This window comes from Lysinibacillus sp. S1 (assembly GCF_044986265.1).
GTDB classification, from domain to species: Bacteria; Bacillota; Bacilli; order Bacillales_A; family Planococcaceae; genus Lysinibacillus; species Lysinibacillus capsici.
Map to the genome: position 1 here is coordinate 4,309,023 of NZ_CP173154.1, position 17,380 is coordinate 4,326,402.

The following is a 17,380-nucleotide window of genomic DNA, read 5'->3' on the forward strand; positions in this document are numbered from 1 at the left end:
TACTATACAACAATTATAAAGGAATTATTTCGTAAAATTAGTTCTTCAACTAACAGGGTGCTTTAGTTCAATAAGAATTAAACAACTTTAAAGAGCCTTACTACACGCTAGAGTGTAGCAAGGCTCTTATATTTTTATAATAATATTAAACAATTTTATTATCGGTTTACCTTTTAAACGTCCATAGAAGGGGATTTTTAATTAACTATTAATGGATTAGACATACCATAACATGAGAACCTAAACAACTAGCACACGCAACAGCACCTACAACATTGCCACCAAATATTACTGACGCACATGCGGCACTACAAATTTGTTTTGTTAGTTCAGGGGCATCATACCAATAGTTTTTTAAGCATTCCCATGAATCACTCCAATAACCTGCTTTAGCACTATTAGTTGATAAAAGGGAAACTTCTGAATTTTCATCGAAATAAACTTGTTTATCAATTACTTTATTTGTACCTACTTCAAGAGTCATACCAAGCATGTCTTCATTGTTTAATGTTGCATAAGTAACATTGATTTCATTATTCTCTATATCTAAAGTTGATTTCATAATGATAAATTCGCCAACTTCACCAGTGGTTTTATCATAAGTAGTCAATAATCGAATATCAAAACTTTCATTGTTCTTTTTATAAGGAATCATCAAACCATCTTTATTCTTACCGTAATCCATATACTCAGTATTTTGCCAATCAAAGTCTTCTCTACTGTATTCACTATGTGTGAAATTCTCTGCAATATCTAAATCCTGTTTCACTTCATTTACAACTACTGAGTCATTAAGGAAACCATTCTTTTCAATTTGCAAAGGTGCTTGTTGTGAGCAACTATTACAATCAGTAGTGTCAGTAGTTTCATTTTTTTCTTTAGCTAAAGCACCTAAATTTACAGATAGGGGTTGAAATGCTAAAAACATAACCATTACAAAAAAGATCAATTTTTTCTTCATTTACTATTCCTCCTAAATTTAAATTTACTTTTTTTTGAAAAATTTGTACCACGGGGTACCTATAAAGAAAACAGCAAACAATAGGATAAGAAAATCATAGGTTTGTATCCCATCTGAAAAAAGGATAAGCAATACGGCTATAAATGCCAATACTCTAAGTAGGACTGATTTTTTCATTTAAGACCCCCATTCTTTTCTGATATTTCGGGAACGGTTGATATACAAAAACCATTCATGGAAAATTCTAACATAAAAAATATTTAATTACCATAAATATACCAATTATTTTATTTTCTTTTATACTACGAAGTATATTCTGTTCTACTAAATAGGTGTAACATTAGATATTATTTTTAAAATATATGTGATATATAATTTACATAAAGTAAACTATATTTTACTCCATATATATGGAGGTTAATATATGAAAAATCATGTAAAAATTGCACGTGTCAAAGCAGATTTGACACAACAACAATTAGCCGATGCAGTAGGAATATCAAGACAGACTGTACTACGGATAGATAAGGGGAGTTTTAATCCATCCTTGAAGCTTTGTTTACTGATTTGCTATATAGTGAATGCGACATTGGATGAAATATTTTGGGTTAATCAAGGAGATTTTGAATAGAGATTCTAAATAACCTATTTTAATGTAGAAGGAGCAGAGGGAAATGAATGTAGAAACAACTTTGATAATGATGGAAGCTGAAAGATAACAGGCTCAGATTAAAGTGCTAGAACAAATTAAATTGGCAACATACGATAAAGTGATCGCCCAATTGGAGAAAATTTCGCAAGAATAAAAGAATTTAATTACAATTACAAAGGTTTAAAACAAAGACAAAATAAATCCGATTCCACTATAAGCTAGTTTCCTTTTCATTCACTGTGTCCTCCCTTTCACCCTAAAGATGTATGGTTTTAATGTATGTTATCTGAAAAACAATATCAATGTTGTTACGTATTGAACGTCATTAGCTGTTTGAATACCAAAAAAATACCCATACTACAATCGAGGTGAGAACATGTATAAATTATTATCACATAACGATTTAGACGGAGTAGGGTGTGGGATTTTAGCCAAGCTTGCTTTTAACGATAAGGTGAAGATACGCTACAATTCCATTACAGCACTTGATCGCGAAATCGAATTCTTTTTGGAGAATGATCAACAGAAAACATTTTTGTTTATTACAGATCTTTCTCCAAATGAAGAGAATGAAAAAAGGATTCATGATTATTATCAGGCGACTGGTAATGTGCAATTGTTGGACCATCATAAGACAGCACTCCATTTCAATCAATATGAATGGGGAAAGGTATTAATTGAGGATGAGCAAGGCTTTTTAACGTCAGCTACATCTTTATATTATCAATACCTGGTTATCCATGGACTATTAGAAAAAACAGAAGCCGTTTCTGAATTTGTAGAGTTAGTAAGACAATACGATACATGGGAATGGGAAAAGAACGGCAATTTACAAGCGCAAAGATTAAATGCACTCTTTTTTCTAGTGTCTATTGAAGAATTTGAAGAGAAAATGCTTGAGCGTTTAAAAACAAGTGATCACTTTGACTTCGATGATTTTGAAAAGAAAATTTTAAGCATGGAAGAAGAAAAAACAGAGCGTTACATTCGGCGTAAGAAACGGGAGCTTATTCAAACTACTTTGGGAGAATACTATGCTGGGGTTGTCTATGCAGAATCCTATCTTTCTGAACTTGGTAATGAATTGGGAAAGGAAAATCCGCATCTTGATTATATTGCGATGATTAATATGGGCAGTAAGAAGATATCCTTTCGAACAATCCATGATCATATTGATGTGTCAGCTATTGCTGCCAAATATGGTGGAGGTGGACATCAAAAGGCTGCTGGCTGCTCATTAACAGAGGAAGCTTACAAGCAGTATGTAGTGGCAACATTCCATATAGAGCCTATTCCAGAGGATGCAAGAAGAAATCGTTATAATGTAAAAGGGTCTACGTTTGGAACTTTCTATAAAAATCAGCAAGATGAAATGTTTATGCTCTATTCAAACGATGAGGTTGATTGGATAATTGAAAAAAATAACATGCTACTGACACAATCCTTTGCGAGCTTTAATGAAGCGGAGTGGTTTTTAAAGCGAAATAAACAAGCATGGCTAGTAAGAGATGATCTCTTTGTGGACTATTTAATGCGTGAAGTCAATAAAGGTCGTCATCTACATAAAGGGATGTAATATCCTTTTATACATAAATGAATCTTCAACATAGAAGGTTATATAATGCATGATTGAGCACTACAATGAATCATAATGATTTTTATAAAAATGAGGTGTACGGTTGTCCAATGATATGATTCGAGTTGTGGATTTGGATAAGGAAAATCGGAGAAGTAAGAAGTGGCTTATTGTTGTGATCCTTTTATTAATGATTGCTAGTGGATCGACGCTGTATTTGTGGTGGGATCAGGATGTGAATTTTGAAGCCTATAAAACGGATGTAGGGAAAACAGCTAGCAATAGCTTAGGACGGTTAACATTAAATGAAGTGATTATAGATGACAATCAAATTTTACTGAATGCAACTTTCGAACCTGGAAAAGAGTTTAAGCCAGACCATCAAGTATTTTTCTTTCCGCAAATTCTTGTCAATGGGCAAGATTATATGGTTCGTAATGGAGGACAGTCCATAGCAAAGTCTGCCAACGTCTATACGATATACAATAGTATTAAAATGGATGATTTTCCGGCTGATGAACAATTAGAATTAGTTATTCGTTATAAAGATTGGAATGTTGAAACACCAATTGAGAAGCCTTGGGAATTTCAGGTAGATGCTTCACAAGAGCAATTACAACAAGATCGTGAAATCTTTTCCATTGATAAAAAAGTGAAGCATGTTGATCAGCAGGAAATAACCATCGACAAAGTTGTCTCCACACCTATTTCCACAACGATTTATTTTCATGCTGAGGAAAGTGTTGTCAATGATGCGTTACACTTTAAAATCCAATCAAAATCTGGACAATCATGGGATTTTGCAGCACCCTATCCATTAAATAAAGAAGGTACAAGGTGGGGAAGTCGTGTAGATGCACTCTATCTAACAGAAAAAAAATACACTTTAATTCCAATCAATAAAGAGGGTAGTAAAGTAGGTTCTGCAATTAAAATAAAGAGAGATGAATAATGAAGTAAATTTTACAAACTCTTAATCTAAAAAAAACTGCTTTCCGTGTAAGATGAAATAAAAGATATGGAAAGTAGTTGAGAGTTTGCGAAGGCTTTGGGAGATTTTTTTTGTTGCTTTAAAATTGGGCTGTACCTCATTCGGAGGCCCAACAGCTCATCTAGGTTATTTTCAACAGGAATATGTACAGAAACGTAAATGGCTTTCTGCACATGATTATGGTCAACTCGTTATGTTAAGTCAATTTTTGCCTGGTCCTGCATCTAGTCAGGTGGGGATGGGGGTTGGTTTACTTAGAGGAGGAGTACTAGGAAGCTTTCTATCATTTCTTGGTTTTACCTTACCATCAGTTCTGATACTTATACTTTTTGCCTATTTCTCCAAGTATACAGAGTTTAAGATGGATTGGATTCATGGTTTGAAGTTAGTAGCAGTGGCGATTGTCGCTCATGCTATTTTTGATATGGGTAAAAAACTACTCTCGACAAAATGGCATTGGTTGATTGCTTTATTGACATTGATAACAGTATTGACATGGCTAAATCCATTGGCACAAATCGTAGCAATATTGATCGCTGCTTGTTTAGGCTTTCAACTACTGAAAAAAAGTGATGAGGGTAATACCTCAAAATTAGTTCATATACCCATCTCAAAAACCACGGGCATTGTTTTACTAGTACTTTTTTTCGTGCTACTCCTAGGTTTACCTATATTAGCCGCTTTATGGCATCTTGAGTGGATTTCTATGATAGAGAAGTTTTATCTTGCAGGTGCCTTAGTATTTGGTGGCGGACACGTTGTTTTACCTTTACTGGAAACACAATTTGTTCAAAGTGGTCAAATAAGTACCTCAGATTTTTTAGCTGGCTATGGTATGACACAGGCAGTTCCAGGACCTTTATTTACATTTGCTGCATATATCGGTATGGTTATTGCTGGCGTTCCGGGAGCTATTATTGCTACTTTCGCAATATTTTTACCGGCGTTTTTGCTAGTGGTTGGAGCGCTACCATTTTGGATTAGCCTAAGTCGAATTGCACGACTTAGAGGTGCGATGGCAGGCGCAAATGCGGCAGTCGTTGGCATTCTAGCTGCTGCTTTTGTACATCCCATTGTGACACAAACCATCATCAGCACGTTAGATATTTTCATAGTAGCTGTCTTTTTATGGTGTTTAATTCGATGGAAAATACAGCCTTATTTATTGGTGCTGTTAGGAATTGTTGTGGGCGTCATTTTTTATACATGAAAAATCTGCACTTTCGATTGTTAGATTCTAACTAATAATCGGAGGTGCAGTTTGTTTTGTCATTACAGAATCAATATTCATTAAAAGTACCTGTGAGGTTTCATAGCGTTCCTTCTATCGATTCGTTATAATGTAGAAATGGAAAAGACTTAACGCGAAAGAAGGGATTGCTATGGCACGAGGTGTTTACATTCATATTCCTTTCTGTCATCAAATCTGTAATTATTGTGATTTCAATAAATTTTATTTTAAAAATCAACCAGTGGATGAATATATCGAAGCACTTGGAAAAGAAATGGCCCTGACAACCGAAAAACATCCTGAAACATTCCGTAACATCGAGACGATTTTTCTTGGTGGCGGAACACCGACAGCTTTATCTCCTGAGCAATTGGACAAACTACTAACGTCTATTCATACGTATATTCCAATGAATAGTGTGACAGAATTTACATCAGAGGCAAATCCAGATGAATTGTCTGCAGCCAAATTGCAGGTGTTGTTCGACGGTGGTGTTAATCGTTTAAGCATGGGTGTACAATCTTTTGACCAGGGATTGCTACAGAAGATTGGACGCACTCATAGTAATGATCATGTCTATGAAACAATTGCCCTGGCTAGAAAAATTGGCTTCCGTAATATCAGCATTGATTTAATGTATGGTTTACCTGGGCAAACGATGGCGCAATGGAAGGATTCATTAGCCAAAGCTTTTACTCTTGATTTGCCACATTTCTCTGCCTATTCTCTTATTGTGGAACCCAAAACGATTTTTTATAATCAGTACGCTAAAGGGAAACTGTATTTACCGACAGAAGATTTAGAAGCGGATATGTATGATGTGCTGATGCAACAAATGGCCTTACATGGGCTTCAACAATACGAAATCAGTAATTTTGCAAAACCAGGATATCATTCAGAGCATAACAAGATTTATTGGGATAATGATGAATATGCAGGGTTTGGCGCAGGAGCTCATGGGTATTTAGCAGGTATACGCTATTCTAATCACGGTCCATTAAAAAAGTATATGGAAGCTGTTGAGGCAAATGAGCTACCAATTGTCCACGCACATGAAGTATCACAAGTGGAAAAAAGAGAAGAACAAATGTTTTTAGGGCTAAGAAAAACAGAGGGTGTTATGCACTCTATATATGAAGAGAAATTTAAAACACCTATGACTGCGCATTATGATGTGGTAATAAAAGATCTAGTGTCAAAGGGGCTTTTAGAACAGGATGAGCTTGGTGTTCGCCTGACAAGAAAAGGGCGTTTTGTGGGCAATGAAGTATTTCAACAATTTTTGCTAGAAGATTGAGCGATATCGTTGACATAAAATGTGGGATTTGATAACTTAATAATAGTATTAGCACTCCTCTTAGTTGAGTGCTAACAGAGGTGATAATCATGCTAACAAATCGGCAGTTACAGATATTGCAAGTCATTGTAGACGACTTTATTGTGTCTGCGCAGCCGGTAGGTTCTCGCCAAATCTCCAAAAAACAAGGGATTACATTTAGTCCAGCCACTATTCGAAACGAAATGGCGGATTTAGAGGAATTAGGCTTTTTAGAAAAAACGCATACCTCCTCTGGTCGAGTGCCTTCGGAAAAGGGTTACAGATTTTATGTAGATCATTTGTTGAGTCCTCAAGGTATCAATTCCAAGGACATTCAACAAATTCAATCAATTTTTAATGATCGACTAGTAGAAGTAGAGCATATTATCCGAAAGTCAGCCAACATTTTATCAGAGCTGACATCGTATACTTCCATACTTTTAGGACCTGATGTCCAAAGGCATCGTGTTAAACGATTTTCAATTGTCCCTCTTTCTAGCGACACAGCAGTAGCGATTATCGTGACGAATAATGGGCATGTAGAAAACCGCATGTTCAATCTACCACCTGACTTTACCGCTTCTGATTTAGAGAAAATGGTAAATATCTTAAATGATCGCCTTATTGGAGTTTCATTAGAAGATCTCCATAAAAGCCTTGAGGCTGAAGTGCTAGCAGTGTTACAGCAACATGTTCGATCAGCGGATGATTTTATTCGCGCACTTATCACAGCAACAATGCATAATTCAGAAAGTAAAATTTTCTATGGTGGGAAAACGAATATGTTCAACCAACCAGAATTCCATGACTTAAATAAAGTCCGAATGATTTTGGACTTAATGGAGACGACTAGCCAAGTGCAGTCACTTTTCCATCCGAATGAATCAGGTATTCATATTCGGATAGGCTCAGAAAATAAACAACTAGAAATGGAAAATTGCAGTGTCATTACCACTACCTATTCTATTGGTGATGATCAACAGGGAGCCATTGCTATTATTGGCCCTACACGTATGGATTATAAGCGTGTTGTGGCTTTATTAGACGTAATGCGCTTGGATTTAACACAAGCCTTTATGAAGAATCGTAGTGAATGATAATGAGGAGGATTCAAGTGACGGAAACAACGGAAAACAAAGATTTAGTACAAGAAGATGTACAAGCTGAAACGACAACTGAGGAAGTAGAGCAAACAGAAGTTCAGGAAGAAGTAGAGTTATCAATTGAAGAACAGTATGAGGCTAAGCTGGCTGAACTACAAGCAAAGCTGGCTGACGAAGAAAATCGTCACCTACGTTTACGTGCTGACTTCGATAATATGCGTCGTCGTAATCAGTTAGACCGTGAGGCAGCTGAAAAGTATCGCGCCCAAAGCTTACTATCTGATCTATTACCAGTCCTTGATAATTTTGAACGTGCTTTACAAGTAGAGACAACTTCTGAAGAGACTGCATCGATCATTAAAGGAATTGAAATGGTGTATCGCTCTTTAATTGAAGCAACAGAAAAAGAAGGTCTGCAAGTGATTAAAGCTGAAGGTGAGCAATTTGATCCAACGATTCACCAAGCTGTTATGCAAGAACAAGATAGTGAAAAAGAAACGGGTATCGTCTTACGCGAACTACAAAAAGGGTATATCTTAAAGGATCGTGTATTACGCCCAACAATGGTATCTGTGAACGAATAGTCTTTGCACTATTTAGTCAATTAAAATTAGTTAGAAAACGCATCCCTTGCGTTGACATAATAGGAGGAAATTTTAATGAGCAAAATTATTGGTATTGACTTAGGAACAACAAACTCTTGCGTTTCTGTACTTGAAGGTGGAGAACCAAAAGTAATTCCAAACCCAGAAGGAAACCGTACAACGCCATCTGTTGTTGCCTTTAAAAATGGTGAACGTCAAGTTGGTGAAGTGGCGAAACGTCAATCAGTAACAAATCCTAACACAATCATTTCTATTAAATCAAAAATGGGTACGGCTGAAAAAGTAACAGTAGAAGATAAAGACTACACGCCACAAGAAGTATCTGCAATGATTCTTCAATATTTAAAAGGCTATGCTGAAGACTACTTAGGGGAAAAAGTGACAAAAGCAGTTATTACAGTTCCTGCTTACTTTAACGATGCACAGCGTCAAGCAACTAAAGATGCTGGTAAAATCGCAGGTCTAGAAGTAGAGCGTATCATCAACGAACCAACTGCTGCAGCTCTTGCTTATGGATTAGATAAACAAGATCAAGATCAAAAAGTATTAGTATTTGACCTTGGAGGCGGTACGTTTGACGTGTCTATCCTTGAGTTAGGTGACGGTGTCTTTGAAGTACTAGCTACAGCTGGTGATAACAAACTAGGTGGAGATGATTTCGATGACGCAATTATCGAATATCTAGTAGCTGAATTCAAAAAAGAAAATGGCATTGACTTATCAAAAGATAAAATGGCGATGCAACGATTAAAAGATGCTGCTGAAAAAGCGAAAAAAGATTTATCTGGTGTAACATCAACTCAAATCTCTCTACCATTCATTACAGCTGGAGAAGCAGGTCCATTACACTTAGAAATTTCTTTAACGCGTGCGAAATTTGACGAAATTACTTTACCATTAGTAAACCGTACAGTAGGACCAGTGCGTCAAGCATTATCTGATGCAGGTTTGTCAACTTCTGAAATTGACCAAGTTATTTTAGTGGGTGGTTCTACACGTATTCCAGCAGTACAAGAAGCGGTACGTAAAGAAACAGGGAAAGAGCCTCACCGTGGTGTTAACCCTGACGAAGTTGTTGCAATGGGTGCTGCAGTACAAGGTGGCGTATTAACAGGTGATGTGAAAGACGTTGTATTACTTGACGTAACACCTCTTTCACTTGGTATTGAAACAATGGGTGGCGTGTTCACAAAATTAATCGACCGTAACACAACTATTCCTACTTCAAAATCTCAAGTTTTCTCTACAGCAGCTGATAACCAACCAGCAGTAGATATTCATGTTCTACAAGGTGAGCGTTCAATGGCAGCTGACAATAAAACATTAGGTCGCTTCCAATTAGCAGATATTCCACCAGCACCTCGTGGTGTACCTCAAATCGAAGTAACATTCGATATTGATAAAAACGGTATCGTATCTGTAAAAGCAAAAGATCTTGGTACGAACAAAGAGCAAACAATTGTGATTCAATCTGATTCTGGTTTATCAGAGGAAGAAATTGAACGCATGGTAAAAGACGCTGAAGCTAATGCTGAAGCAGATGCTAAACGTAAAGAAGAAGCAGATCTTCGTAACGAAGCAGACCAATTAGTATTCCAAGTGGATAAAACAATTGCTGACCTTGGTGAGCAAATTACAGAAGACGAGAAAAAATCTGTGGAAGATGCTCGTGACGAATTGAAAAAAGCGCTTGAAGCTGGTGAATTAGAAGGTATTAAAGCAGCTAAAGAAAAACTAGAAGGCGTATTACAGCCACTAGTGATGAAAGTTTACGAACAAGCGGCAGCAGCTGCTCAAGCAGCTCAAGGTGGCGATGCAGGTGCAGACACTGGCGCTGGTAAAAAAGATGACGGTGTTGTAGACGCTGAATTCGAAGAAGTAAAAGATGATAAATAAGAAGTAACACAGTAAAGTGAAAAAGCCAAAGACCGCTTGCGGCTTTGGCTTTTGTCATGATGTGAGGTCACTTCACGTAAATGCACCATTTATGGGATAGTTGCATACGTTAGCTGCTAGGAAGTGGGTATCTTCATTTTTGGAACTTATAGAACCTTTAATCGAAAAAATGAGGCAGTTTTTTCAACTGCATGTTACAATAGATTTTATGCAAACAGAGCGGAGTGTGAATCATGGAGAAACGCGATTATTACGAGGTGCTTGGTTTAACAAAATCGGCTACAAAAGATGAGATTAAAAAAGCATACCGTAAATTATCAAAACAATATCACCCTGACCTTAATAAAGAGCCAGGTGCAGATGAAAAATTCAAAGAAATCGCTGAAGCATATGAAGTATTAAGTGACGACCAGAAAAAAGCACGCTACGACCAATTTGGTCATGAGGATCCGAATGCTGGTTTTGGTGGTGGCTTTGGAGGGGGCGGCTTTGGCGGCTTCGAGGATATTTTCAGTTCATTCTTTGGCGGAGGTGGTCGCCGTCAAGATCCAAATGCTCCACGTAAAGGGGATGATCTGCAATATCGTATGAACATCCAATTTGAGGAAGCTATTTTTGGAAAAGAAACAGAAATAGAAATCCCAAAAGATGAAACGTGTGAAACATGTCACGGTTCAGGAGCAAAACCAGGCACGCAACCAGAAACATGTTCGACATGTAAAGGTGCAGGTCAAATCAATCAAGCAGTGGATACACCATTTGGTCGTATGATGAATCGTCGTACATGCTCAACATGTCATGGAACAGGTAAAATTATTAAAGAAAAATGTACGACTTGTCGTGGAGAAGGAAAAGTCCAAAAACGTAAGAAAATTAAAGTGACGATTCCAGCAGGCGTGGATGATGGACAACAAATTCGTGTATCTGGTCAAGGTGAACCAGGTATAAACGGTGGACCTGCAGGGGATTTATATATTATGTTCCGCGTTCAAGGTCACAAGGATTTTGAACGAGATGGAGACGATATTTACTTCGAGTTGAAATTAACATTCCCTCAAGCAGCACTTGGGGATGAAATTGAAGTACCAACAGTCCATGGGAAAGTAAAATTACGTATTCCAGCTGGAACACAGTCAGGTGCTCAATTCCGTCTAAAAGATAAAGGTGTTAAAAATGTTCATGGTTATGGTATGGGTAATCAATATGTGACAGTAAAAGTTATGACCCCAGAAAAATTAACGGAAAGACAAAAACAATTACTACGAGAATTTGCAGAAATTAGTGGCGATATCCCTGAAGAACAAGGTAGTTCACTATTCGATAAAATTAAGAAAAAATTCCAAGGTGAATAATTAGAGGAGCTGAAGAGCTACGTGAAGTGGTCAGAATTATCCATTCATACAAAAAATGATGCGGTAGAAGCAATTTCGAATATTTTGCATGAAGCAGGTGCAAGTGGTGTTGTCATCGAAGATTCTGCAGAGTTTGCGAAGCCACGTGAAGATCAATATGGTGAAATTTATGCGCTAAATGAAGATGATTTTCCGAAAGATGGCGTGATTGTTAAAGCTTATTTATCAGAGTCTAGTTTTTTAAATGAAACAGTCGAAGAAATAAAAGCAGCTATCACAAATTTAACGAACTTTAACATTGATATCGGTGAAAATGTGGTATCCATTGTGGAAGTCAATGAAGAAGATTGGGCAACGGCCTGGAAGCAATACTACCATCCTGTTAAGATTTCTGAACGCTTTACTATCGTACCGACATGGGAGGAATACACACCTGTTTCAACAGATGAACTAATTATTGAATTAGACCCTGGTATGGCATTTGGTACAGGTACCCACCCAACAACGGTAATGTGTTTACAAGGACTTGAAAAGGTCATTAAAGAAGGGGATACAGTTGTTGATATCGGTACAGGATCGGGTGTATTGTCTATTGGTGCAGCATTACTTGGTGCCAAAAGTGTGCATGCGCTTGATTTAGATGAGGTAGCTGTACGTTCAGCGCGAGAAAATGTAGCATTAAATAAAGTGGAAGATAAGGTGGCAGTGTTCCATGGTAACTTATTGGATACTGTAAAAGAACCAGCAGATGTAGTAGTCGCTAATATTTTGGCTGAAATCATCATGTCCTTCACAGATGACGCGTATACAATTGTAAAACCAGGTGGATTATATGTCACTTCGGGCATCATCGGTGCAAAACGAGATGATGTGAAAGTAGCACTAGAAGCTTCAGGCTTTGTGATTGAAGAAGTATTATTAATGGAAGATTGGGTAGCCATTATTGCCCGTCGTCCACTATAACATGACTGAGGAAGCGCCAAATCGTGAGCCGTGTGCTTGTGATTTGGCGTTTTCCTTTCTTGCTAGAAAGGACTGTGTGGCATGCAACGTTATTTTATTGAGACAGCTATCGAAAATGCACGTATTAGTGGAGAAGATGCACGGCATATTGAACGAGTGATGCGTATGAAGCAAGGCGACAACATTGTAGTTGTTGCACAAAACACTGCGTATATATGCACAATTGAAGGATTTGAAGGGGATGAGGTTGTCATTGAAGCGACTGGACAAACAATCCCTTCCCCAGAGTTACCCATTCAAGTAACAGTAGCATGTGGTTTACCGAAGGGTGATAAGCTGGAGCTTATTACCCAAAAAGCCACAGAGCTAGGAATGTTTGCTTTATTACCCTTTGAAGCTGAGCGCTCCATTGTGAAATGGGACAAGAAAAAAGGAGCAAAAAAGCAAGAAAGATTACAGAAAATTGCTAAGGAAGCTGCGGAACAAGCTCACCGTACGCATATTCCAACAGTTTTTGAACCTATATCATTTAAACAGCTAGTACAACAAATAGATCATTTCGATGCCGTTTTTATTGCTGATGAAGAGGATGCAAAGGCTGAAAAGCGCACAAGGTTTGCGGAGAAGCTAAAAAACGTGTATGATATGAAGTCGAAATCAATGCTTATTATCTTTGGTCCTGAGGGGGGCATTTCTCGTCAAGAATCAGAAGCGCTATTACAAGCAGGCGCTCAAACGATGTCATTAGGACCGAGAATTTTACGAGCAGAAACAGCGCCATTATACGCACTGTCTGCCATATCCTATGAATTTGAATAACAGCTATGTATAATTTATTATCAACATAACTTAGAGAAAGCCACTTAATATTATTAAGTGGTTTTTTTACGTAAATCATATTTGAAGGGGGTCTGCGTTAAATCCCTGCTTAAATGGAGTTTTAGCCCATTGTGTAAGATCAACCGGGAAAATCACAACCTCAAACATTCCAAATAAAATATGTAAAAGAACAAGTTCAATGTCCATACATAGATTTAATTGCGACATACTCTAGCGATAGGAGAGCTCACTAATACTATATTGAAATGAGGGAATTTTTTGAGTGAACAATTTAATCAGATTCAACCTTGTCCAGTAACATCAACTGAACAAATACCCTTAACGAATGAGATTACACCACTAGTTACTACACCACTTACGACGCCAACTATTAAAATTCCAGTTGTACTGGCAGAACCAACACTGCAAATCGTTGTCGAGTCCGATATTACACTTAGTCCTGCAGCGACAGAGATTAAACGAGTGAAAAAGAATGTCTTTCTAAATCAAGTGAAATTGGTACCAGTTAGCTTTGCACGTATTGCTAACACTGATTTCTTTAGAGTAACACGAGCTAAATTATTTGTAGCAGGACATATTCGGAAAAATATCGAATATGCTTCATCAGCATGTAATGGGGCCCTTCAGGATAGAATTGCTGATGTTCCGTTTTCAGGTTTTACAGATCTTATATTTCCGCAAACAGCAGGAGGCGCTACACCAATTTTAGGCATTTCTGAGTTTGCCGAAGCGAACTTCCTTAACGAAAGAACACAAATGGATGCTCGATTAGATAAGGCTTTCTTCCAAAATCTCGTTAAATACAATGAACAACCATTTGGTGAATTAGTAGCAGCCAATTTCTTTGAACTTGATTTTTCACCGATTATGGCAGCTCCTGAAGAAGCATTCAGCACATTACGTGAAAAAATTGTATTAGAACTTACTGTAAAAGTATTGCAAGTTCAACAAATCCGTTTGGGCGCTGGAAGTAGTGTAGTAACACCTGTTCTACCAGGGCTTACTCCACCAGCAACACCAATTGTTCCTGATATGATTCCGCCTACTGAGCCTTGTTAATTTTTTTATGTAGTGGAGCAAAAATTGTAACAATAATACTGATATAAAATCAAATATGTTGTTGGGCAGTTGAAAGTTCACTTTTACTCGAACTTTTAACTGCTTTTTTTTGGCAAGATAAGGACATGCGCTTTCCAATTGTATCTCTTGGTGGGGACTGTGACAAAAGTAAAAATATTGCATAATATGGATTGTAATTAGTATTGTAGATTTTCAATTGTCCTAACATAATCGCATCAGAAGAATTAGCTAATGGATTAAAAATTGATTGTTATGCTTTTTTTGTCAAATCATTATTTGGGAGTGAATGAATGGCAACTCCATGGATTAATTTTAGAGAGATGAAAAAAATATCCTCTAAACAAAATAAATACACTGAGTGGAGGTATCAAACTAAAATAGATGACGAATCTCCATTTGAACAGACTTTTAATGGAAATAATAATCTGCTTGATGAAATAGAAGATAAACCAATTACAGAGGAATCAACTTTAACAGACCATATAATCTCTAATGAAGAGCTCCCCGAACCTATGGAGCCGATTATTGAGGAAGAAAACGAACATCACCCAAATTTTGAGAACTTCAGGGAGGATGCTAGCTTAGCAGAGCTATTAGCATCTAATGAAGATCTACCTATATCTAAAGAAACAAATGTTGAGCAAGAAAACGAACATCCTCTAGATATCGATGAGAGTCACACAAAAGTGACCTTAATAGAGCAATTAGCGTCCATACCCATACCTATAGAAGCGAATGTTAAGGAGAACGAAGAAAATTTCCGACATATGGATGAGAACCATGTAGAGGAATTAACTTTAGACCAGATAGCATGCAATCAAAGTGTACCCAGTCCAACAAAGGTAGAAATTGACCATCTACTAGATAGTGATGAGAACTCCCTTGAAGAACAAAATTCAACAGCCCAATCAGACAATAATCCAAAATCTTTCAATAGAGCTCTGTCAGAGGCTGAAAATAATATGCATTTGGATGATATAGAAGAAAAGGAGAAAAACAATCCTCCAAATCGTAATAAAGAGATTGCAAAGTCTTTACAAGGAGAAGTATGCACCATTATCCAAAAAAGTCCCTTTTCTACTTATGTAGAAATTAACGATTTTCTTCATGCTCCTATTTATGGTGAAAATGTTCAAAATACAATATTTGATTTTCTTGATTTAAATGATAACCTATCTCCCCAACTTCAGACGAAGCTACTCCAAACGATTTCGATTTACCCTGAACAACCAGATTGTCGTTTGGTTAGCTCCAACATTAATCAAATGATTTCTTTAATGAGCACGGATACTAATAAAAAAAATGGTAGTGAGCAGCATCCGTTTAAATCAGTAGTAGTTCCCTTACATAACTCACAAGCAATTAAAAAAGGAGAAATTAATTCCTCTGAGCCTTTTATACATATACGAGTTCCTGTTGTGCTAGGGGAATACAAAATAGAAATATGTATGGAGGAAAAAATTGCTTTTGATAAAGGAATTGAAGAGGTTAAAGAGATCACAAATGAGGTAGTACTATCCGATTGTAGATTTGTACCTATTCATAGATCCCAGTCATTGGGAAATGGAACAAGAACTGTATTAAAGGGGAATTTATTTATAGAAGGCTACATACAGCATAATATTGAGTATAGGGTATCTAATACGCAAAATAAGTCAGCCATTCATCCCAATCGATTGTGTCAAAATATAGTATTAGAATTAATTATCCAAATGTTACAAGTACAAAAAATTAAAGTACTGTTTGACTGGCAAGGTAATGGAGGGTTATAGAAATTTATCCCTTAATTCAAATAAAATGAATATAAAACTAATATATACGTCCATACATAGATTTAATTGCGACATACTCTAGCGATAGGAGAGCTCACTAATACTATATAAATGAAATGAGGGAATTTTTTGAGTGAACAATTTGAATGCAGATTTCAACCTTGTCCAGTAACATCAACTGAACAAATACCCTTAACGAATGAGATTACACCACTAGTTACTACACCACTTACGACGCCAACTATTAAGATTCCAGTTGTACTGRCAGAACCAACACTGCAAATCGTTGTCGAGTCCGATATTACACTTAGTCCTGCAGCGACAGAGATTAAACGAGTGAAAAAGAATGTCTTTCTAAATCAAGTGAAATTGGTACCAGTTAGCTTTGCACGTATTGCTAACACTGATTTCTTTAGAGTAACACGAGCTAAATTATTTGTAGCAGGACATATTCGGAAAAATATCGAATATGCTTCATCAGCATGTAATGGGGCCCTTCAGGATAGAATTGCTGATGTTCCGTTTTCAGGTTTTACAGATCTTATATTTCCGCAAACAGCAGGAGGCGCTACACCAATTTTAGGCATTTCTGAGTTTGCCGAAGCGAACTTCCTTAACGAAAGAACACAAATGGATGCWCGATTAGATAAGGCTTTCTTCCAAAATCTCGTTAAATACAATGAACAACCATTTGGTGAATTAGTAGCAGCCAATTTCTTTGAACTTGATTTTTCACCGATTATGGCGGCTCCTGAAGGGACATTCAGCACATTACGTGAAAAAATTGTCTTAGAACTTACTGTAAAAGTATTGCAAGTTCAACAAATCCGCCTTGGTGCTGGCAGTAGCGTAATAACGCCTGTTCTTTTAGGACTTACACCTCCTCCTAGTCCTTGATAAATGCTAGTTTAGAGGACAGTAGAATATTATAATATATTAACAAAGCTGGTAGTACAGATGGATATTTTGTTTGTACTACTAATTTTCTTATAGGAGCTGTCAATCTTTAAAAGCATTTATCAATATTATGAAAAATCAAA

General features: G+C 36.9%; 15 protein-coding genes. 14 read left to right on the plus strand and 1 reads right to left on the minus strand.

Features of this window, described 5'->3' with window-relative positions; genetic code table 11:
* Positions 1-208: 208 nt before the first annotated feature.
* Positions 209-961 carry a hypothetical protein gene (locus ACHZEU_RS21630; RefSeq protein WP_227744900.1) on the minus strand — a complete coding sequence of 251 codons (753 nt, stop codon included), beginning with the start codon at positions 959-961 and terminating at the stop codon, positions 209-211.
* A gap of 424 nt (positions 962-1,385) precedes the next feature.
* Here ACHZEU_RS21630 and ACHZEU_RS21635 point away from each other — a divergent pair, with 424 nt between their 5' ends.
* The 14 genes from ACHZEU_RS21635 to ACHZEU_RS21700 all read left to right on the plus strand — a co-directional run bounded on the left by ACHZEU_RS21635 (position 1,386) and on the right by ACHZEU_RS21700 (position 17,237).
* A complete protein-coding gene (locus tag ACHZEU_RS21635; RefSeq protein ID WP_279495607.1) occupies positions 1,386-1,592 on the plus strand; it encodes a helix-turn-helix transcriptional regulator in 207 nt (68 codons plus the stop codon).
* 397 nt (positions 1,593-1,989) lie between these two features.
* Positions 1,990-3,189, plus strand: a complete 1,200-nt coding sequence (locus tag ACHZEU_RS21640) for a DHH family phosphoesterase (RefSeq protein ID WP_066036452.1) — start codon at positions 1,990-1,992, stop codon at positions 3,187-3,189.
* Between the two features lie 103 nt (positions 3,190-3,292).
* The gene (locus tag ACHZEU_RS21645) at positions 3,293-4,141 is read left to right on the plus strand and encodes a DUF4179 domain-containing protein (protein WP_048392177.1); all 849 of its coding nucleotides are present in this window, start codon (positions 3,293-3,295) and stop codon (positions 4,139-4,141) included.
* An 85-nt stretch (positions 4,142-4,226) separates the two neighbouring features.
* On the plus strand, positions 4,227-5,390 hold the full coding sequence (chrA, locus tag ACHZEU_RS21650; protein WP_083225211.1) for a chromate efflux transporter: 1,164 nt from the start codon (positions 4,227-4,229) through the stop codon (positions 5,388-5,390).
* Positions 5,391-5,562: 172 nt separating this feature from the next.
* Positions 5,563-6,708, plus strand: coding sequence for a radical SAM family heme chaperone HemW (gene hemW, locus ACHZEU_RS21655; RefSeq protein WP_066036451.1), 1,146 nt, complete (start codon positions 5,563-5,565; stop codon positions 6,706-6,708).
* An 89-nt stretch (positions 6,709-6,797) separates the two neighbouring features.
* Complete coding sequence (gene hrcA / locus ACHZEU_RS21660) at positions 6,798-7,826, plus strand: heat-inducible transcriptional repressor HrcA (protein WP_004227036.1); 1,029 nt, start codon at positions 6,798-6,800, stop codon at positions 7,824-7,826.
* A 17-nt stretch (positions 7,827-7,843) separates the two neighbouring features.
* Positions 7,844-8,416, plus strand: a complete 573-nt coding sequence (gene grpE / locus ACHZEU_RS21665; RefSeq protein WP_004227038.1) for a nucleotide exchange factor GrpE — start codon at positions 7,844-7,846, stop codon at positions 8,414-8,416.
* A 75-nt stretch (positions 8,417-8,491) separates the two neighbouring features.
* Complete coding sequence (gene dnaK / locus ACHZEU_RS21670) at positions 8,492-10,333, plus strand: molecular chaperone DnaK (RefSeq protein WP_048392179.1); 1,842 nt, start codon at positions 8,492-8,494, stop codon at positions 10,331-10,333.
* Positions 10,334-10,566: 233 nt separating this feature from the next.
* A complete protein-coding gene (gene dnaJ / locus ACHZEU_RS21675) occupies positions 10,567-11,685 on the plus strand; it encodes a molecular chaperone DnaJ (protein ID WP_016995416.1) in 1,119 nt (372 codons plus the stop codon).
* A gap of 21 nt (positions 11,686-11,706) precedes the next feature.
* The gene (gene prmA / locus ACHZEU_RS21680; protein WP_004227050.1) at positions 11,707-12,648 is read left to right on the plus strand and encodes a 50S ribosomal protein L11 methyltransferase; all 942 of its coding nucleotides are present in this window, start codon (positions 11,707-11,709) and stop codon (positions 12,646-12,648) included.
* Between the two features lie 81 nt (positions 12,649-12,729).
* Positions 12,730-13,467, plus strand: a complete 738-nt coding sequence (locus ACHZEU_RS21685; RefSeq protein WP_279495606.1) for a 16S rRNA (uracil(1498)-N(3))-methyltransferase — start codon at positions 12,730-12,732, stop codon at positions 13,465-13,467.
* 279 nt (positions 13,468-13,746) lie between these two features.
* Complete coding sequence (locus ACHZEU_RS21690) at positions 13,747-14,547, plus strand: CsxC family protein (RefSeq protein ID WP_048392182.1); 801 nt, start codon at positions 13,747-13,749, stop codon at positions 14,545-14,547.
* 311 nt (positions 14,548-14,858) lie between these two features.
* Positions 14,859-16,340, plus strand: coding sequence for a BC_2427 family protein (locus ACHZEU_RS21695; RefSeq protein WP_066036449.1), 1,482 nt, complete (start codon positions 14,859-14,861; stop codon positions 16,338-16,340).
* 129 nt (positions 16,341-16,469) lie between these two features.
* Entirely contained in the window at positions 16,470-17,237 is a 768-nt protein-coding gene (locus ACHZEU_RS21700) for a CsxC family protein (RefSeq protein ID WP_404803750.1), read from the plus strand.
* Positions 17,238-17,380 lie beyond the last annotated feature (143 nt).

What these genes read in the sequence shown, in the direction of transcription:
- ACHZEU_RS21685 (WP_279495606.1), top strand. Translation starts at nt 12,730, where the DNA reads ATGCAACGTTATTTTATTGAGACAGCTATCGAAAATGCACGTATTAGT.
- dnaK (WP_048392179.1), top strand. Translation starts at nt 8,492, where the DNA reads ATGAGCAAAATTATTGGTATTGACTTAGGAACAACAAACTCTTGCGTT.
- ACHZEU_RS21630 (WP_227744900.1), bottom strand. Translation starts at nt 961, where the DNA reads ATGAAGAAAAAATTGATCTTTTTTGTAATGGTTATGTTTTTAGCATTT.
- ACHZEU_RS21635 (WP_279495607.1), top strand. Translation starts at nt 1,386, where the DNA reads ATGAAAAATCATGTAAAAATTGCACGTGTCAAAGCAGATTTGACACAA.
- dnaJ (WP_016995416.1), top strand. Translation starts at nt 10,567, where the DNA reads ATGGAGAAACGCGATTATTACGAGGTGCTTGGTTTAACAAAATCGGCT.
- ACHZEU_RS21695 (WP_066036449.1), top strand. Translation starts at nt 14,859, where the DNA reads ATGGCAACTCCATGGATTAATTTTAGAGAGATGAAAAAAATATCCTCT.
- hrcA (WP_004227036.1), top strand. Translation starts at nt 6,798, where the DNA reads ATGCTAACAAATCGGCAGTTACAGATATTGCAAGTCATTGTAGACGAC.
- ACHZEU_RS21640 (WP_066036452.1), top strand. Translation starts at nt 1,990, where the DNA reads ATGTATAAATTATTATCACATAACGATTTAGACGGAGTAGGGTGTGGG.
- hemW (WP_066036451.1), top strand. Translation starts at nt 5,563, where the DNA reads ATGGCACGAGGTGTTTACATTCATATTCCTTTCTGTCATCAAATCTGT.